Origin of the sequence: Balneola sp. EhC07 (assembly GCF_001650905.1) — a bacterium.
In the GTDB taxonomy this organism is placed as follows: domain Bacteria; phylum Bacteroidota; class Rhodothermia; order Balneolales; family Balneolaceae; genus Balneola.
Genome location: NZ_LXYG01000012.1, coordinates 228434 through 249496 on the forward strand (window position 1 = coordinate 228434; position 21063 = coordinate 249496).

The 21063-nt window shown below is 39.2% G+C and carries 12 protein-coding genes; 10 read left to right on the forward strand and 2 right to left on the reverse strand.

The window, feature by feature from the left end; genetic code table 11:
• The first annotated feature begins 2 nt into the window (after positions 1-2).
• From priA to A8B79_RS05295, 9 genes are all read left to right on the forward strand, one after another.
• A complete protein-coding gene (gene priA, locus A8B79_RS05255; protein ID WP_066218979.1) occupies positions 3-2435 on the forward strand; it encodes a replication restart helicase PriA in 2433 nt (810 codons plus the stop codon).
• Positions 2436-2588: 153 nt separating this feature from the next.
• A complete protein-coding gene (locus tag A8B79_RS05260) occupies positions 2589-4526 on the forward strand; it encodes a CBS domain-containing protein (protein ID WP_066218982.1) in 1938 nt (645 codons plus the stop codon).
• Positions 4527-5492 (forward strand): succinylglutamate desuccinylase/aspartoacylase domain-containing protein, encoded by a 966-nt coding sequence (locus tag A8B79_RS05265; protein WP_235603588.1) that lies wholly within the window; start codon positions 4527-4529, stop codon positions 5490-5492.
• 25 nt (positions 5493-5517) lie between these two features.
• Positions 5518-5901: a GxxExxY protein gene (locus A8B79_RS05270; protein ID WP_066218987.1), complete on the forward strand. Its 384-nt coding sequence runs from the start codon at positions 5518-5520 to the stop codon at positions 5899-5901.
• A gap of 119 nt (positions 5902-6020) precedes the next feature.
• Positions 6021-6758, forward strand: coding sequence for an SMC-Scp complex subunit ScpB (gene scpB, locus A8B79_RS05275; protein ID WP_066218989.1), 738 nt, complete (start codon positions 6021-6023; stop codon positions 6756-6758).
• Positions 6758-7597 carry a pseudouridine synthase gene (locus A8B79_RS05280; protein WP_066218992.1) on the forward strand — a complete coding sequence of 280 codons (840 nt, stop codon included), beginning with the start codon at positions 6758-6760 and terminating at the stop codon, positions 7595-7597. Before scpB ends, A8B79_RS05280 begins: the two co-directional genes overlap by 1 nt.
• 9 nt (positions 7598-7606) lie before the next feature.
• Complete coding sequence (locus A8B79_RS05285) at positions 7607-8482, forward strand: alpha/beta hydrolase family protein (RefSeq protein ID WP_066218995.1); 876 nt, start codon at positions 7607-7609, stop codon at positions 8480-8482.
• 105 nt (positions 8483-8587) lie between these two features.
• Positions 8588-11071: a zinc-dependent metalloprotease gene (locus tag A8B79_RS05290; RefSeq protein ID WP_066218998.1), complete on the forward strand. Its 2484-nt coding sequence runs from the start codon at positions 8588-8590 to the stop codon at positions 11069-11071.
• 67 nt (positions 11072-11138) lie between these two features.
• The gene (locus A8B79_RS05295) at positions 11139-14339 is read left to right on the forward strand and encodes a VPS10 domain-containing protein (protein ID WP_066219000.1); all 3201 of its coding nucleotides are present in this window, start codon (positions 11139-11141) and stop codon (positions 14337-14339) included.
• 213 nt (positions 14340-14552) lie between these two features.
• Here A8B79_RS05295 and A8B79_RS05300 read toward each other — a convergent pair whose 3' ends face one another.
• On the reverse strand, positions 14553-16832 hold the full coding sequence (locus A8B79_RS05300) for a S9 family peptidase (RefSeq protein ID WP_066219002.1): 2280 nt from the start codon (positions 16830-16832) through the stop codon (positions 14553-14555).
• 195 nt (positions 16833-17027) lie between these two features.
• Positions 17028-17834 (reverse strand): glutamate racemase, encoded by an 807-nt coding sequence (murI, locus tag A8B79_RS05305; RefSeq protein ID WP_066219005.1) that lies wholly within the window; start codon positions 17832-17834, stop codon positions 17028-17030.
• Positions 17835-17987: 153 nt separating this feature from the next.
• On the opposite strand from murI, the gene A8B79_RS05310 reads away from it, so the two are divergent.
• Complete coding sequence (locus A8B79_RS05310) at positions 17988-20066, forward strand: TonB-dependent receptor family protein (protein ID WP_082894062.1); 2079 nt, start codon at positions 17988-17990, stop codon at positions 20064-20066.
• The last annotated feature ends 997 nt before the right edge of the window (positions 20067-21063 follow it).

The following is a 21063-nucleotide window of genomic DNA, read 5'->3' on the forward strand; positions in this document are numbered from 1 at the left end:
TCTTGTCATCTTTTGCAGAAATAGCATTTCCAACCGCTGTTCGACGAACCTTTACATATGAAGTGCCGACTCAGTTTCAGAAGGAAATAGAAGCAGGAGTACGTGTCTGGGTTCCATTTCGTTCTCATTTTGCGATCGGGGTTATTGTACAGCTTCACGACGAAAAGCCTGACTTCAAGACAAAAGAAATCAAAAAGGTTCTGGATTCGGAACCGATCTTAACGGAAGAACTACTCAAACTTACAGAATGGATTCACAGATTCTACTTTTGTAGCTGGGGAGAAGTTATTCAGGCTGCGCTACCTGCGGGATTAAACTTCATATCCAAAAAAAGGCTGAAAGTCGGAAGTAAGAGAGGACTTGATCTCAGAACAGAAGCAGAAAAAGAAATTATAGACGATATCCAAAAAGATGGATCTATAACTCTGGATGCAGCAAAAAAGAGATACAAAGGCACTTCATTAAATAAGGTTTTCAAAAAATTATTGAAATCAGGCGTTCTTGAGATATGGGAAGAACCAGATATCAAAGTTACGGTAAAGACCGAAAGAGCTTGGGATTGGAAGGAGGGGAAAAACAGAAAGTCTGCAATTGAGTTTTTGGAATCACAAGACAAGAGTTTTAAATGGACTGAAGCTCTGGAAGTGTTTGCTTCTGAAGAAGTGCCCATTCGAAATTCTGATACAGATGACCTGGGAATCAACACCTATTCCATCAAAAAACTGATAGATGAGAATTGGATCCGGCCGATAGAATTAGAAGTTGAACCGGATACATTAGATTTAGAGTTTAATCCGGATTTGATCAAAGAACTGAACGAAGAGCAAAGCTCGGTTTTTAGTTCCATTGAAAAATCGATCAGAGAAAAGGAATTCAATAACTTTTTATTGAAAGGAATAACCGGTAGTGGCAAAACAGAAGTATACATTCAGGCACTAAAACAAGTATTGGAAAGTGGAAGAGGCGGAATTGTTCTGGTTCCTGAAATTGCACTTACCCCACAAACAGTTTCCCGTTTTTATCGGATCTTTGGTGAAGATATTGCGGTACTTCACAGCCGAATGAATGAAAGAGAGCGACTTGATTCCTGGAGAAAACTCCGATCCGGAGAAAAGAAAATAGCCATTGGTCCGAGATCTGCAATATTTTCTCCCGTTCAGGATTTTGGGATCATTATTTTGGATGAAGAACACGATAATTCCTATAAACAGATCGATCCGGCACCAAGATATCATGCCAGAGAAGTGGCAATTATGCGGGCAAGCATGACGGATTCAGTAGTTATTATGGGATCTGCTACTCCGAGTATGCAAGCTCTGGAAATGACCAAGAAGGGGAAGGCAGTTCTGCTGGAACTTACAAAACGACACGAATCTGCTAAGCTTCCGGAAGTTGAGATTTTGGATCTCAAGCAATACACAGGGGCAATGAAAGGGGAACTGGCGGTTCCGTTGCATTTAGCAATGAAAGAAGCTCTGGCTAAAAAAGAACAAGTAATTCTGCTTTACAACCGGCGTGGATTTGCCAATTACTTACAATGCGAAACTTGTGGACATATTCCACAAAGTCCGGAATGTTCGGTAAGCCTGACTTACCACAAAAGGAAAAACCAGTTGATCTGTCACTATTCGGGCTATTCAAGAAAAGCGGATACTAATTGCGAAAAATGCGGTTCAGAATTTCTTTCAGAACAAGGATCGGGAACCCAAAAAATTGAAGAGCAACTGGAAGAGTTATTCCCGGACGCTAGAGTTCTTAGGTTTGATCGTGATTCAACTTCTAAAAAAGGAGCACACGAAAAAATACTGGATTCATTCGGAGCAGGAGAAGCAGATATTCTGGTTGGAACTCAATTAGTGGCAAAAGGCTTGGACTTCCCAAATGTAACGGTTGTTGGAGTAACTGATGCTGATACAGAATTAGCGTTTCCATCTTTTCAATCGTCAGAGAGAATGTTTCAATTACTGAGCCAGGTTGCAGGAAGATCAGGGCGGGGAACTAAGCCTGGAAAAGTATTTATTCAAACTCGTCAGCCTGATAATGAAGCACTTAAATTTGCTCAGAAACATGATTACGATGGTTTCGCAGTCTCAGAACTGGATTTCAGAAAAGCTTTGAACTACCCACCGTACTCCAGATTGGTAAAGTTTGTTCTGAAAGGAAAGAATGAAAGTCAGGTTCGGGTTTCAGCATTTAAACTTAAGTCGGTGCTGGAAAGATTGGTTCCTGATTTTGACTCACTGGGACCGTCGCCGGCAGCCATTGCATGGATGAACCAATATTATTTGTGGGAAGTAATGATGAAACTCCCGACAGATAGAGGAGGAAATTTCATCGAAAGGTTATTAGATAAAGTAATGGAGGTGTACGAGTACGAATCGGAAATCAGTACAAATATTGTGCGTGTAAATATTAATGTGGAAGCCATTCGATAGACTTTCAAAAACCACAGAGTTCACAAAGTTTAATTTCTGTCAACAGCTCAAAAAAACAATCTCGTGTTCTTTGTGGTTTATACGATATTTAAACTTGCATTCCGCCATATAAAGTTAGTATTTACGACCTGCTTTAAACGCAATTGAAAACAGATGGGCGAAGAAAGGGTAAAACTTGCAAAGAGTAATGAAGATGTTCAGAAGTTCATGAAGAATGTTCTGAAAGACGCGCGTGCTCTTGAAAGAATGTTAGAAGAGGATTGGTTTGAAACAGATGTGATCCGTATCGGGGCGGAACAGGAGTTGTGTCTGATCGATGAACATGGAAAAGCGATGCCTAATGCCATGAAAGTAATGGATGCGCTTGGCGATGGGAACTACACAACTGAGATCGCTAAATTCAACATCGAAATAAACCTAGAACCGCTGGAGTTTAAAGACAATTGTCTTTCTCAGATGGAAGAAAATCTTCAAAATGAGGTTGCTTACGTACGAAAAAAAGTTCAGGAATTAGGCGGCGATATTTTATTGACCGGAATTCTTCCTTCTATTCGTAAATCGGATGTAGCGATTGAAAATCTGACTCCGCTTCCGCGCTACAAAGCGTTGTGTGATGCCATAGATAATATGCGGGGGAAAGAATATGAAATTCGGATTCAGGGAATGGACGAATTGCTAATGAAATTCGATACTCCGCTTTTGGAAGGGTGCAACACCGGATATCAGATCCATCTGCAAATTAAACCTGATGAGTTTGTTTCTAAATACAACATCGCTCAGGCTATAGCAGCACCAGTGTTAGCAAGTGCGGTTAATTCTCCAATACTGCTAGGCAAAAGATTATGGGCAGAAACCCGAATTGCTCTTTTTCATCAATCGGTAGATACCCGCGGAGTAGGTGATCATTTAAGAGATTCACTTCCAAGAGTGACTTTCGGTTCTGATTGGCTCAGAGGTAGTATTCTGGATATTTATAAAGAAGATATTTCAAGGTACCGTGTTCTTTTAAGTTCTAATCTAGAAGAGAATGTTGATGAGCTTTTAAAGAACGGAATACCGCCAAAACTGATGGCACTGAATGTTCATAACGGAACCGTTTACAGATGGAATCGACCTTGTTATGGAATCGGAGGAGGGAAACCTCATTTGAGGATCGAAAATCGTGTACTACCATCAGGGCCAACGGTTGTGGATGAAATTGCAAATACTGCGTTCTGGTTAGGACTTATGAATGGAATGGAAGATGCATATTCTGATATTACCAAAGTGTTGGATTTTGATAATGCCCGTTTGAACTTTTTCGCAGCTTCTAAAATGGGACTGGACACAAAGTTTATATGGACTGATGACAGAAAAGTTACTGCTCGTGACCTGATCAAAGAAGAACTTTTACCGATCGCCAGAGCAGGCCTTGAAAAAGTGAATATTCTGGAATCTGATATCGATACTTATTTAGGTGTAATTGAAGACAGAGTAGAAAGTGCACAAACAGGATCATATTGGGTGGTTAAATCTTATGGAAAGCTCATCAAAGAGAATAACAGAGAACAAACACTTTCGACGATAACAGGTGCAATGGCCAAAAATCAACAAAAAGGTGAGCCGGTTCATAAGTGGGGTTTGGCACGAGTGGAAGATGTGGCATTATGGAAACCTTCTACTTTGCTGGTGGAAGAATTTATGACTACCGATCTTTTTACGGCGCGTAAAGACGATCTGATTGAGTTTGCTTCAAATTTATTGGACTGGCGGAGGATCAGGTATATTCCCATTGAAGATGATCAAAAACATTTGGTTGGATTGGTTTCGATGCGGATGGTGTTGAGAGAATATTCTAAGGCCGCAAATGAAGAAGGGGAATATAAAAGTCATGCGATAGAAGATATTATGATCAGCAATCCGATAACCATACATCCGGAAGCTTCGATCATAGAAGCGATGGAAATTATGCAGGATCAGCAAATCGGATGTTTACCGGTAGTGAAGAACAGCAGGTTAGTTGGTATAATAACAGAAGATAATTTTTTGAATATCAGCAGAAGACTGATCAAAGCGCTGGCAAAAGAAAATAAAAGTAAGAAGGAAAAGTGATTGGAAATATTGACTGAAAAAGAAGAAAAGAATACAAATTCAGTTGCATACAAAGACCGAATAATCGGGATGGTCGAAGGGAAAACCCCGGGCCCTACAATTATTGCACTTGCAGGAGTTCATGGGAATGAACCAACTAGTATAAAAGCAGTAGAACATGTACTCGAAAAGATCAAAGGACTTGAAGACAAGTTCAGTGGTACCTTTATTGGTATAAGAGGAAACCTTGAGGCACTGAGTAAAGGTGAACGGTTCATAGATGAAGATATGAATCGCATTTGGTTTACATCCATATTAGATAAAGTAAGAAGAACTCCATTTGATAAAGTGCTTACGGCTGAACGGAGAGAAACCAAAGCAGTTTTAGAAATTATAGATCCGATTATTCTTAATGAGAATAAAAAAGAGCCTGTAATTTTTGCGGATCTGCACACTTTTTCAGCTGAGACCGGTTTATTTGCAATCAGTTCCAGAGAAAAAAAGAATGTAGACCTATTGAGTAAATTGAATGTGCCTTTGATCTTTGGCATTGAAAAAGCTCTGCATGGAACGGCTCTAAAATACATTCAGAATACAGGAAATATCGGTTTCGCATTTGAAGCAGGGATGCATTTTAGCGAAAGTGCGGAGTTTAATGCTACTGCAGGAATTTATGCACTTCTGAATGCATCAGGATGTCTGGATCTTTCATATATTCCGGATTACGAACCATATCATGATTTTTTAGCTCAGCAAACAGCCGGGCTCCCTAAAAAAGTAGAGTTCATATATAAACATATTATAGAAGAAGATGATGATTTTGTAATGAGGCCGGGCTTCAAAAACTTTGACAAAATCAAAAAAGGTGATTGGCTCGCTAATGATAAATTAGGCAGAATTGAAGCACAGGCTGGAGGGTATATCTTAATGCCACTGTATCAGGAACAGGGAGATGATGGGTTCTTTATTGTAAAAGACTTGGGTTGAACCACAGAGGGCACAAAGGTTTGTTATGTTAGAAATGGAGAAATTAAACAAATTGTCTAAGGTTGTAATTGGTGAGGCAATAGAAGTTCATAAAGAGCTGGGACCTGGCCTTTTAGAATCGGCATATCAAGCTTGTTTGTTTTATTCTCTAACTGAAAAGGGCTTAAATGTGGAAAAAGAGAAACCAATGCCAATCAAGTATAAAAATATTGAATTAGACTGTGGCTACAGAATCGATTTATTAGTGGAGAGGGAATTAGTAGTAGAGTTAAAGGCGGTAGAAGAATTAAATAATATTCACATGGCGCAGGTTTTAAGCTACTTAAAAATGGGCGGGTTTAAGTTAGGTTTGCTTATTAACTTCAATGTGAAGTATTTAAAACATGGAGTAAAAAGAATCATAAATTAAATCTTTGAGTTTTTTCGCTTAAAGTATATCAAAATATAAACAGCGATTATTTTCTATGGATAAGATTGAACAAGAAAGAAAAACTATTATAAACTTTGTGACCTCTGTGGTTTACTAAAATGAAGAACGATTATCAATTTGTAGATGGAACACGATTATCTTCAGTTATTGAGGCGCTGATCTTTGCCAGTGAAGAGCCTATTTCAGGACAGAAAATCAAATCCATCATTGTCGAAAATGAAGAACAAATAGAAATTTCTGAAGACACAGTTAGTGATTTTGTTGATAAACTGAACACCAGATACGATGAAAACGGTTTAAGTTTCAGGATCGAGCGTATCGCCAAAGGTTATACTTTTGTAACTCAGAAAAAATTCCATTATTGGTTGAGTATTTTTCAACATGAAAATGCTTACAGAAAACTTTCTCAATCAGCAATCGAAAGCCTTGCAATTGTAGCTTATAAGCAACCGATTACTAAACCGGAAGTCGATCAAATCCGTGGAGTAGATTCAGGGTATATTCTTCGTCAGTTAATGGAAAAAGCACTCATCGAAGTTTCCGGAAGATCTGACAGCCCCGGAAAACCGTTGCTTTACACTACCACTTCGCATTTTCTGAGACACTTTGGCATCAATTCTGTAGAGGAACTTCCGAAGCCAAGAGAAATTGAAGAAATACTTAAAGATGATGATATGGCAGAGCATCGTCAGTTGTTGCTGGAACAATCTATGATCATGGAAGAGGAAGAAGATGGCTCAATTGAAATAAAAGAAGATCCTGAAGAAGGGAATGAGACAGAGGATAATTATGAAGATGAAGAAAATGAAAATGACTCAAAAAATGAAGAGGAATAATGAATAAGAAGTCAGGACGAGGACCGGCCAAAGGAAAAAAAGATACTAAAAAGAAAAAATCGGGGACTTCACCAAATCGCGTAGATCAGAATTACTCACAAGACGAAGAAATCAGGATCAACAAATTCATTGCTCATGCAGGTTTGTGTAGTCGAAGGGAAGCTGATCAATATATAGCAGATGGTTTAGTAAAAGTGAATGGCAAAAAGGTTACCGAAATGGGAACCAAAGTTCGGCGTCAGGATGTGATTGAGGTAAACGGTCAAAAAATTCAGCTTGAGCCATTTGTGTATCTGCTTTTAAATAAGCCCAGAAATACGATCACAACAACGGATGATGAAAAAGGCAGAAATACCGTTTTGGATGAAGTTGAAAATGCAACCGGCGCAAGAGTATATCCTGTTGGTAGATTAGACAGAAACACAACCGGCCTTCTTATTCTAACAAACGATGGAGATCTGGCTCACCGTTTAATGCATCCAAGTTACAGTGTCAGAAAGACTTACGAAGTGGAAACGGAACGAATTTTGTCTGATGAAGAGTTAAGTATGTTCAAAACAGGAATTCCTCTGGAAGACGGAGACGCAAAAGGACACAATGTAAAACGGTTCATGGATGCTCCGAAAATTTTTCAGCTTTCTGTGTTTGAGGGGCGAAACAGGCTTATTCGTAGGATGGTGGAACATTTTGGGACAGAAGTTACTAAGCTTAAGCGTATTGAATATGCGGGCCTTAATTTAAAAGGAGTTAAAATGGGTAGGTGGCGCTACCTAAGGCAAAAAGAAGTCAATAACATCCGTGAGCTCGTAAAATTAGAAACTTTAGATTTTAAAAAATAACAAGCTGTAATGGAATATGATAATTTATCGATCTCGTCGGGACAAATTCTTACAGAAGAAAACCTCCCAATAAAGTATGATCTGTATTCACCAATCAGTGGTACGAGAAAAGATTTCCCTGTTATTATATTTCTACATGGCTTTAAAGGGTTTAAAGATTGGGGTCCATTTCCGGATGCTTGTGAAGATATGGCCAGACATGGTTTTGGAGTTCTGGCGATCAATTTTTCTCATAACGGAATTGGTAATGGAAGAACTGAATATGAACGACTCGATCTATTTCAGAAATCCACACTCACTAAAGATCTGGACGAGATCGGTGTTGTAATAAGAGCTCTTCAAACGGGTGAAATAGATGATTCACACTCCAATTTGAATACAGATTCAATTGGAATTGTAGGGCATTCCAGAGGCGGGCATACAGCAATTGCAGCGGCAGCAGAATATGAATCTGTTAAATGTTTAGTGACATGGGCAGCTGTTGCAGATTACTTAGATCGTTTCAGTGAAAAAGAAATCTCTGATTGGGAAGATAAAGGCTTTACCATTTATAAAAACAGCCGAACCGGACAGGATATGAAAGTAGACAAGAGTTGGTACGATGATACCAAGGAAAATGCTGATCGTCTGATTGCTCTCAGAAGAGTAAAGGAACTTGTAATACCAAGTTTATTCATTCATGGAAGAAAAGATGAGGATGTAGCTCAATCTAATTCTGAAGAGTTAGAAATTGCATGTGGCTCAAAAGAAAAAGAGTTGAGGCTTATCGCAAAAGCCGGTCACACATTTGGTGCGTCTCATCCATTTGAAGAAGAATTTTTCCCACCTCAGTTTAAGGAATTAGTGGATCTAACCGGAGCATGGTTCAGACAGTATTTAAAGTAAACTCCTTTTAAACTTTTTACACCTTACTTAAATAATAAACTTGATTAGCTCCTAGCATAGTCTCACTTTATCTTACTTTTGAAATTTTAAATAAATAAGTAAGAAATGAACTACGGTATTAAATTAATGGGCAGGTTTTTCGCCCTCTCCCTTTGTTTTGTACTAGTTGTTTCTGGTTGTAAATCTTCCGGAGCAGCTACAAATTCAGGGAACAGCTCATCAGCTACAAAAAGACCATCACCGAAAAAAGGTGATCTTAAAAAATTCAGTGAAGTGATCACTAAAGACGCTAAAACAGACGAAGGTTTGTTTAACGTGCACAAAGTGGACGACAAATATTACTTTGAGATCCCCAATGAAATGTTAGAAAGAGAAATGCTACTGGTTAGTCGTGTAGCAGGTTCTGTACAAAATTTAAGTTTTGGCGGCGCAGGACAGAAAGCTCGTGGACAACAAGTAGTAAGGTGGCAAAGAAAAGACAACAATATTTTGTTGCGTCATGTTTCATACTCAAGTGTTGCTAACGAAGATGATCCGATCTATAAGTCTGTAAAGAATAATAATTTTGAACCGGTAGTTTATTCGTTCAAGATCGAGGCCAACAACAAAGATACAACCGGTATTGTTGTAGATGTTACCAGCCTTTATACTTCAGATGTTGCCTTAATAAGCGGTTTAAGTAGCTTCCAAAGAAGAAATTTCCAAGTAAGGAGATTAGACGGAAGTCGTTCTTTTGTTGAAAGAATGTCAAGTTATCCTGAAAATATCGAAGTACGTCATGTATTAACATACGATGCTTCCAGTCCTCCTGATAATGGTTCTACCAATACTATTTCATTGGAAATGAACCAGTCTATGATTCTGTTACCGGAAGAGCCGGCTCAGCCAAGAAACTGGGATCAGCGTGTAGGCTATTTCTCAATTGGTCAGTACGATTACAGTTCTGACGAGCATAGAGCAGCTACAAACCGATTTATTACCCGATATCAGTTAGTGCCTAAAGACAAAGAAGCGTATTTGAGAGGTGAATTAGTTGAGCCTGAAGAGCAGATCGTTTATTATTTGGATCCGGCTACACCCAAAAAATGGATTCCATATTTGATAGAAGGTGTGAACGACTGGAATGTTGCATTTGAAGCAGCAGGCTTCAAGAATGCCATCGTAGGTAAAGCAGCTCCAACGCCGGAAGAAGATCCTGAATTTTCACCGGAAGACGTTCGCTATTCTGTAATGCGTTACATAACCAATCCTATTCAGAATGCACAAGGACCTCATGTTCATGATCCAAGAACAGGGCAAATTCTTGAAAGCGATATCCTTTGGTATCATAATATCCAGAACCTTTTAAGAAACTGGTTCTTTATTCAGACTGCTGCATCAAACCCTGATGCCAGAAATGTAAAAATGTCTGATGATATCATGGGTGACATGCTTCGTTTTGTTATGGCACATGAAGTTGGACATACACTTGGTTTACCTCACAACATGGGTTCAAGTGTAGGTTACACTGTTGAACAGCTACGTGATCCTGAGTTTACATCTACGCACGGTACAGCTCCATCTATTATGGATTATGCGCGTTTTAATTATATCGCACAACCCGGTGATGGCGTAACTCAGTATTACCCGCAAATTGGCGAATATGACAAATGGTCCATCAAATGGGGTTATACTTGGTTTCCTGATATCGAAAAAGCGGATGATGAGAACGAGATCCTGAATGAGTGGATAGTTGCTAACGGTGATGATCCTTTATATTGGTTCGGTTACTCAAATGGTGCTGATCCACGTTCTCAAACTGAAGCGATCGGTGATGATGCGATGAGAGCAAGTGAGCTTGGACTCGCAAACCTTCAGGTTATTACTGAAAATCTGGTTACATGGACAGATCGTGACGGAGAAGAGTTTTCAGATTTAGCTGAGCTTTATAACAATGTTCTTGGTCAGTGGAGAAGATATATGGGACATGTTACAACTTATGTTGGTGGAGTTTATCAAACATATAAAACCTATGACCAAGACGGCGAAGTTTATGAGCTGGTTTCAGAATCAGATCAACGAAGAGCAATGGACTTTCTGAATAAACATGCATTTGCTACTCCAACATGGGCATTCAATAAAGACATCCTGAACAGAATTAATCAATCCAGTGCAGTTGAAACATTCCGTGGTGCTCAGGTTGGCGTTCTTAATAATCTGATGAGAGCGGACAGGCTCGCAAGATTAGTGGAAGCAGAAGCTCGTGCTGATGGTGATACTTATACAATTACTGAAATGATGGACGCTACGAGAAATGGTATTTGGTCTGAAGCCAGAGCAAAGCAAAATACCGGAATTCACAGACGTCATTTACAGCGTGCTTATATTGAAGTAATGGGTAATTTACTAAACGAAGAGCCTTCCGGTTTCTTTGGCCGTTCGGTAGATGTAAGCCAATCTGATATTCGTCCGATCGTAAGGAATGAACTTGAAATCTTAAAAAGAGATATAAACAGTGCTCTAGCTGGTAGATCTCTTAACAGAGATACTAAAAATCATTTTGAAGATGCCAGGGCAAGAATAGATGAGATTCTTGATGGAAACGATTAAATAAAATCTTTTCAAATTAAAGGGTAGCAGAACGCTACCCTTTTTTTATAAACACAAATAAACAGTTATGAAAAAATTATTTACGATTAGTTTTGTATTAGTTCTCTCACTAATGGTGGGCAGTAGCGACTTAAAGGCTCAGCAGTTGGATATGGACCTCCTGAAGGGAATGGAGCCAAGAAACGTAGGTCCGGCTGGTATGAGTGGTAGAATTACTGCCATTGATGTTGTAGAATCTAATAACGACATCATGTATGTAGGATCAGCTTCCGGTGGAGTTTGGAAGTCAGAGAGCGGAGGAATTAAATGGGAACCTATCTTTGATGATTATGGAGCTGCTTCAATCGGTGCGATCGATATTCATCAAAAAAATCCAAGTATCATTTGGGTTGGAACAGGTGAAGGAAATCCAAGAAATAGTCAAAGTAGTGGAGCAGGAATATATAAGAGTATTGATGGCGGGCGATCATTTGAATTGATGGGATTGGAAGGAACCCGAAACATCCATCGTGTGATCATTCATCCGGAAAACCCGGATGTTGTTTTTGTCGGTGCACAAGGATCAGCTTGGGGAGACAGTGAAGATCGGGGTGTTTTTAAAACTACTGATGGAGGAAAAACCTGGGAAAAGATTCTGTATATAAACACTCGAACTGGTATCGGTGATATGGTAATGGACCCAAACAATCCGAATAAGATTTTTGCGGCAATGTGGGAATTCAGAAGATGGCCTTGGTTTTTTAAATCCGGTGGAGAAGGTTCAGGACTGTATATGACCTTAGATGGTGGCGAAAGCTGGGAAGAAGTGACTTCTGAGGATGGTTTTCCCGAAGGAGAATTAGGACGAATGGGAATTGCTATAGCTCCAAGTAATACAGATGTTGTTTACGCTCACGTTGAATCAAAAAAGAATGCAATTTACAGATCTGATGATGGAGGCTATACATGGGAGCTTCGCCAAACCGTTGAAAAGGACGGACAAGTTGGTAACAGACCGTTTTATTATGCAGAAATATATGTAGACCCATTCAATGAGAACACAGTGTACAGTATTTATACGTACATCTCGAAAAGCACTGACGGTGCTCGTTCGTTTGAAAGTCTGTACCCTTACTATAATTGGGTTCACCCTGATCATCATGCTTTTTGGTTAAGCAAAGATAATCGTGGATTCATGATAGATGGTAACGATGGTGGTTTAAACATTACTTATGATGGAGGAGATAGCTGGAGATTCATTAACAATATTCCGGTTGGGCAGTTTTATCATGTAAATGTAGATAACAGAATTCCTTACAACATTTATGGTGGAATGCAGGATAATGGTTCGTGGCAAGGACCTGCATATGTTTGGCGTTCCGGCGGTATCAGAAATGCATATTGGGAAGAACTTTATTTTGGTGATGGTTTTGATGTGATCATGGATCAAAGTGACGATCGCTACGTTTTTGCAATGTCACAGCAAGGAAACATTGGTAGAGTAGATCTTGAAACCGGAGCCGGACGTTTTGTTCGACCTACACACCCGGATGGAGAGAACTTACGATTCAACTGGAATTCAGCTGTAAATTTTGACCCTTTTAATGAAGAGACGATCTACTTCGGCTCTCAGTATGTTCATAAAAGTGATGATCGTGGCGAATCCTGGACAATTATTTCTCCGGATCTGACTACAAACGATACCACAAAGCAAAAGCAGCATGAAAGTGGCGGTATCACCATGGATGCTACCGGAGCTGAAAATTTTACGACTATTCTGGCAATCGAACCTAGTTCTCTTGAGCAAGGATTGATCTGGGTAGGTACAGATGATGGAAAAGTTCATATCACAAGAGATGGTGGAGAGAACTGGACAGATCTTACTAAAAACATAAAAGGAATTCCTTCAGGTAGCTGGGTGGCTCAAGTAAAAGCTTCCAAATTCAATGCAGGTGAAGCTGTTGCTGTGATCAATAATTATCGTCGTGATGATTGGGGAACGTATGTAATGCATACCAAAGACTACGGCAAAAAATGGACAAACATAGCCAAAGACAAAGGTATGGAAGGCTATGCACTTTCCTTTGTTCAGGACCCTGTGGAACCAAATCTTATGTTCGTAGGTACTGAGCTTGGACTTTATGTAAGTATTGATGGAGGAAAAGCCTGGACCAAATGGACAAATGGATACCCAACCGTATCTACTTATGATATGGTAATTCATCCGCGCGAACATGACTTGGTAATTGGAACATTCGGACGTGCATTTTGGGTTCTGGATGATATCCGACCATTAAGAGATCTTGCTAAAAATGGTATTGATGAGTTAGATAAAGCGATCAGAGTTTATGCGGCTCCGGATGCTTATCAAGCCGATTGGAGACAAGCCAGAGGCATGCGATTCTCGGCAGATGGTGTTTTTGCAGGGGAAAACCGATCAGGTGGTGCGCGTTTAACGTATTCCGTAAACAGCGAAATGCTGAAAAAGGATGGTGATGAAAACGAAATGAAGTCATCTGATAAAAAAGAAAAAGTGACAGTAGAGGTTTTCAATATGTCAGGTGAAAAGATCCGAACTTTTGAAAGAACTCCTGAGCATGATGGTATAAACAGAACATCATGGGGAATGGATAAGGCAGGGATACGCGGCGCTAGCAGACGTAAAGCACGTCCAAACGCTCCGGAACCTTCAGGTGGAGATGTATTACCCGGAACCTACAAAGTTAAGTTTACTTATGGTGAATTCTCTGATTCAACGACAGTAAAAGTAATGAGTGATCCACGGATCGAAGTTACAATGGCTGCTCTTAGAAAAACAGCTGAATTGAGAGATCAGGTATCACAATTAAGCGCAACTTTAGCGGAGGCAACAGATCAGTTAATTGATGCAGAAGCGATAGTGGAAACACATGAAGCTCTTGCAAAAGCTGATACTCGTGCTAAAAAAGAGTTGAAGGAGATCAATGAAGCCAATAAAGAGATCAAGAAAAAGATAGAAGATCTCATGAATATGGTGTTTGGCAAATCTGATGATCGTCAGGGTATTACGAGAAATCCTGAACCAACAACCATGCAGGCGATCTTTGGTCCTTTCCGTTATTTAGGTAACGATTATGACGGTCCGGGAACTACGGAAGCGAATCTGCTTCGTTTAGCTGAAGAAGAAGTTGAGAAAGCACTTACGAAGATCAACGCTTTCTTTACTGAAGACTGGCCGGCATATCAACAGGCAATGGAGAATGCTGATTTCAGTCCATTTAAAGAGTTCAAAACTGTAGATATGGACTAAGTTTGAATAACCAATATTCAAATTTTAGTTTGGAATGTTATTGACGTAAATCCCCCGATCAGAAATGATCAGGGGATTTTTTATGCATATTAAAAAAGGCTGCAGGGATAATTCATGAATTATCCCTGCAGCCTTTTTTGTGAAACTATATGTTTTGCCATCAATGAATAGTAAATGAGGATACCACATAGAATATCCTCATGAGTTATTCAATTATTCATTCGTCCAGATAAGGTCAACATCAACTTCATCCTGACTTGTTATTTCTGGATTCAGGTTATTGATCAAATGCTGAAGACGCAGTTTTTGATAATGGCGCCCGTGTGCTCCTCGAATTCCGTGTCTGTTTCCGGGGTACATCATCAAGTCAAAGTTTTTGTCTGCTTTGATAAGAGCATCAACCAACATAGTAGTATTGGCAGGATGAACATTGTTATCAATGGAACCATGAATCAGAAGCAGCTTCCCTTTCAATTGATCAGCATATGTCATTGCAGAACCAACATCGTAGCCTTCTTTATTCGCCTGAGGTGTGTTCATATAGCGCTCAGTATAAATAGTGTCATAACTTCTCCAATCGGTAACAGGAGCTCCTGAAACGCCAACCTGGAAGATGTCAGGATAGCGAAGCATGAGTAATGCAGTTGCATATCCGCCATAAGAATGACCATACACACCAACCCGATCTCCATCAGCATAATCACGTTCAGTAACTTGCTCAATTACAGCCGCGTAATCATCAATTTCTAAGGTTCCGAGTCTGCCGTAATGAAGAGTTTGAAATTCTTTACCACGATTTCCGGAGCCACGGTAATTTGCTCGTACAACTACAAAACCTAACTGTGCCATTCTTTGATAGCCATCGTAGTTTTTATAGGTGTTGGAAACATCCTGAGAACCAGGACCACCATAAAGTGGTAATAGAACAGGGTATTTCTTTGACGGGTCAAAATCTTTTGGTTTATATATAAGAACCGGAAGATCTGTTTCCCCGTCTGCAGCTTTCATAACTGTGAACTCAGGTTTCTCAAGTCCTGCATCTTCCACATTACTGATGTCTGCTTTCATGATGTTGCGGACCATCTTCCCTTTATTATCATATAAATTGGCTTCGTATGGAGAATCGAAAGAAGAATGTGAGCACACATAATATTCGCCGGCTTCATTCATGCTTACATTATGTCGACCATCACCATTTGAGAGCTTTTTCATATTCTTTCCATTCATATCAACGGAATAGAAGTAGCTGTCTAAGCCCATGTTTTGGTAAGCTGTGAAATAGACCTTTTTATTTTTTTGATCTACATTTTCAATATTTCCGACCGGAAAATCACCTTTAGTAACCTGATTGATGAGCTTACCACTGAAATCATAGTGATAGACGTGATTGTATCCGCTTACTTCAGAGGTCCAGATAAAAGTTTTGTCGTCATCCAGCTGGATAAAATTGTCATGAAGATCTATATAAGCATCTTCTTTTTCTTCAAGAATGGTTCTTACTTTTTTGGTTTTGATATCATAAGCCAGAAGTTCGAGATGATCCTGTTTTCTGTTCAAGCGACGAAAAGTCAACTCACTTCCGTTATTTCTCCAAACCGGTCTTACAATATATGTATCAGGATCGCTGTTGGTTGGCACTTGCTCGATTTCACCCGTTGCAATATCAACAATAAACAGATTTACGGTAGGGTTGGTTTCTCCGGCTTTTGGATATCTCATCTGCTCTAGTCCGGCTTCAAATGTTAGCTCGTGAACTATTGGAAACTGATGAACGTCTTTTTCCTGATACTGTAAATAAGAGATCTTTGAGTTATCAGGAGAGAACCAATATGCTTCACGTTGACCAAATTCTTCAGGATAAACCCAGCTTGGTCGCCCGTTCATCTTCTCTTCACTTCCGTAAGTAAGACGTTTTTCTTCTTTGGTCTTGGTATCAACTACGTAGATGTCATATTCTTTGATATAAGCGAACTTGGTATAGTCATGAGAATAGGTTCCATTCCAAAGCTGACTTCTTTCCATGCCTCTCATTAATTCGTCGGTATAAAGAGGACGCTCTACTTCAGGCTTGTACAGCTTTCTTAACTTTCTGTCCTTAAGATCAAATACGTAATCAACTTCATCTTGAGTAAAGAAAATGGCTTTATCATCCATTACAAATTCAAAACGATCGAAAGGCAATGCAGAAACATCAGCATCTGCAGCAGTATTATATTGGCTGATCAGAGCATCAGTAGTTTTTTTGTCAAACAGTAATGTCCTTTTTTCTGTCTTCGGATCTACTTTATAAAAAACAGTATTGCCATTTTCGCCTTTTTCTGTTTCCATGTAGCCAAGATCGCCGGGAAGCCAGCTTAAGCTGGAACCGTCAAAATTGACAAAGCCACGCTCGCCCATCTTTGCATAAAGTTCCAAACCTGTTTGGGCGTTTGAAACACTTGAAAGTGATACCAAAAGTATCAGCGTAAAAATCGATTGAAATAACCTTTTCATAAGAGAATGTGTTTTATGTTATTCTGCTGAAGATGTCGCAGATAGTTAGTCTTTAAATATAAGGGTTCTGAATTAAGTTACCGTCAAATTGCGTAAATGGTTTTTGGGGAAGAAAGGTTTAGATATATCGTTTCTGTAGGCGCGTAAGATTTTATGCGCCTACAGAAATAGATACAGAAATGACATATTGAAAAATCAAAGATGGGTAATTACAACGTCAGAGATCTTACGACCTAAAAACCGCTCTGCCAATTCCTGAAAACGTTGAGGCCGGTCACTTACAAAGCACTGAAAATCACCACCTTCGGTATTCAAAAGCTCAAGGGCATTCAAAGTGTTCTTTGCAGTGAGGGCTATAGAATCAGCAGAGTCTATAATTTTGATAGTATCTGATTTCAGGATAGAAGGAATAGCTTTCTTGAAAAGAGGATAGTGCGTACAACCCAAGATCAGTGAGTTGATATCTGAGTTATCAAATACAGACAGATAACTTTCCAAAGTTTTTGTAGCGACTTCATTATCGATCCAGCCTTCTTCAGCCAAAGGAACCAACAATGGACAAGCTTGCTGCGTTACTTTTATTTTAGAATCCAGCGCATGAATGGACTTTTCATAAGCTTTGGAATTAACCGTAGCTAATGTGCCAATCACTCCAACATGATCATTGGGAGTTTGCGATAACGCCATTTCCGTTCCGGATGTAATCACATCTAAAACAGGAAGAGAACCCGTTTTCTCTTTAATTTCATTTTTTGCCGAAGCCGAAACCGTATTACAGGCAATGAGGATCATTTTAACGCCTTTTGAAAGTAAAAAGTCAGTGATTTGGAGAGCGTATTCACGGACAGTTTCTTCAGACTTTATTCCATAAGGCACACGAGCGGTATCTCCAAAATAGATGATATCTTCGTTAGGCAAAGCTTTCGCTACTGCTTTGGCAACGGTTAATCCTCCGATTCCGGAATCAAAAATTCCAATGGGTGCTTTACTATTGGTACTCACTAGCTGTGTTTATAATTTATTACTGAATGTGATGGAAATGTAATAGAGTTTTGCCGGAACTCCATCTATCTTATTATGATTTAGGTATTTGATATTAATATTTCATAGATCAATTCCCGACAAAATTGTTCCACAATATAGAATCTTATTTTTTTGATTAGAAAAATACATCTACAAATTTTATTAGCAGTTTTTATTACTTCATTCGGATTTGAGATCGCTGCTCAAGATAATCCCGACACTCTGAAAGCTAAACTGGATGAGATTACCGTGGTTGGTTTTAGCGGGAACAGAAGCATTATGGAAACTCCGGGCTCCATTTCTTATTTGGATAATAAACTTATCAACGGATTTAGTGATCAGTCATTGGTTTATGGTCTTAACTCTGTAGCCGGTGTAAAAATGGACGAACGGGCTCCGGGAAGTTACAGAATCGCCATCAGAGGAAGTGCAATTCGTTCACCTTTTGGAGTCAGAAATGTGAAAGTATACTGGAATGACTTTCCACTCACGTTGCCATCCGGAAGTACACCGCTTAATTTGTTGAACAATCAGAATATCAAACAAGTCGAGGTAATCAAAGGACCTGCAGGAAGTATATATGGAGCGGGGACAGGAGGTGTTTTGTTGATCAACAGCTTTCCGAAAAACCCGCAAACAGAGCGAATAGTTGATGCTTCGGTTGGTGATTTTGGGTTGTTCAAATACGGAGGAGAATACAACACCAAAAAAGAGGGTATGATCTCTCAGTACAAGTATGCTTCTCAGGTTTCTGATGGATACAGAGACCAATCTTTTTTTGAGCGAAGAACATTTGAATCCGGAGTGAAAGTGTTTACGCCTTCAAATGCTTTGGTGAGTGTTTCCACATTGTATTCCAATTTGAATTACGGTATTCCCGGTGGACTAAATCTGCAACAATTTCAGGATGATCCCACACAAGCCAGAGCAGGAAGTGTGGAACAAAATGCATCAATAGATCAGGAAGATTTTATCATTGGCGCAAACATAGAAAGCGAGTGGTCAGAACACTGGTCAGGTGGAACCAATATTTTTGCAAACATCAGTAAGTTCGAAAATCCTTTCAATTTCGATTATAAAAGTGAAAGCAGAAAAAGTTGGGGAAGTAGACCTTGGGTGCAATACAAGAATACATTCGGAGATACAGATCTTAAACTAAAACTAGGAGCTGAAAATCATTTTGGGAATAATAACGCAAGAAATTACCAAAATGATGGAGGAATAAGAGATACTCTGAATTTCGAAGACGAGATCGAGATCAAGAACAGAAGCGTATATTTGACGGGAGAGCTGGATCTTCCCGGAGAAGTGTTCATCAACGCAGGAATTAGTATAAACAGAGTGAACTACGATGTAACCAGAGTAGCAACTAAGGAAGGCGGTGTAGATCCGAATCTGATATCCAAGAATTTTGAAACAGCTATTTTGCCCCGGATTGCGATTGCAAAAAGATTGACTGACTTTACTACCCTCCATGCCAGTATAAGCGCTGGATTTTCACCACCAACACTGGAAGAATTCCGGACTAATGATGGCGAGTTAAACGAAAATCTGGAACCCGAAAAAGGAATCAATTACGAAATTGGAACTCGTGGAAATACTGGAAATGGTTCTTTCAGATATGATCTGGCTATCTTCTATTTCAAGTTGAAGGAAAGTATTGTACTTACAGAATCGCAACGCGACGGAACATTAGCATTCGCAAACGCAGGAAGTACCAATCAAACCGGATTTGAATTTTCCACCAATTGGATTGCCATCAATAATGAGAATGGTTTTTTAAATTTGCTGGAAATTCAAAGCTCTTACACTTTCCATAATTTCAAATATGATAACTATGTAAAAGAGGGAGATGATTTTTCGGATAACCGGTTACCAGGCGTGGCTCCACATACCTTTTTCACATCTCTTTCAGCAGAAACAAATATCGGTTTATACGGACTGTTATCCTACAATTACACAGATGAAATTCCATTAACCGATGGAAATACAGTGTACTCAGATCCCTATCATTTGATGAAAGGAAAATTCGGTTTTAAGCAAATACTGGGAGAGAAATTCGATCTGGATATTTACGCCGGCGTCGATAACCTGCTCGATCAACAATACAGTTTAGGCTACGATATAAATGCTTTTGGAAATCGTTTTTACCAACCCGCTCCGGGAATCAATTGGTTTGGGGGGATTAAAATCAACTATTTGATTAAGTAAGTTGTCATTTCTGTGGATGTCATGAAATTCGTTGACGGTTTATAGGGATAGTTCTAAGAAAACTCGCCCTTAGGATTTAAGACGGAGAAGAGAGCATGATCCGGAGGCGTCTGCAAAGCAGGAATAATCCTTTCTGGTGAGTAGTATAGTAACTTTCTCAGAATGAGCGAAGACCTTTAGGATTATTCAGCGCAGGATCAGTGAACCCGTCTTAAATACTTTGGCTTGATCTTTTGCTACTTTTGTATCAAGACAAAAGTAGGTACCCTTGTGCTAAGTTAAACTTGTATACAGGATTCAGTACTTTGGCTCTGTGTACTTTTGTACCGATACTGAGCTTCCTCAGCACAGGCTCCAGTACCAAAAACTCCCGACAAGAATTATTGGCGCGAACTCCATTACATCGACTAATCATTACAAAAGGTCCTCGTTCAAACTGAACATATTTACAAATCAGCCAGAATGTAATGATTGCTCCTGCGGAGCCGTCGATTCCATTGCGTTCTTGTCTCGCCAATAATTCCAAAGGTCGCTGTAGCTGGAAGCTTTTTCTGAAATCGGCAGGTTTTAATAGGTTTAGCTAAATACTATGTTCGACTTTTTACTAGAATATTAAGCACTAAGCGTATCTATCTGTTTTGTAACAAATAATGCTTTGAATACTCTTTAGATTAGGCTGTTAATTAGCGAGAGAAAAAATGAAGTCTATAATTAATAGAGCAAAAATTTTCTGCTAGTTTTTTATTTTTACAGCATGTTTTAATTCTCAATTACTCGAAGAAACTAATGCTATTTTGAAATCTTTAATGGTAAACGAGTTCACTGGGGTAAATCATATTAGCATATCTACCGTCGATAGTATTGACTTTATAAAACCATTATCAATAAATTTATTCAATGAATTAACATTTGGGAAAGTTGTTGATTCAAATGGTGACTCAATATTGCAGCAATAGATAAAATGAATAGCTCCAAAATTATATTCTATTCTTTGATT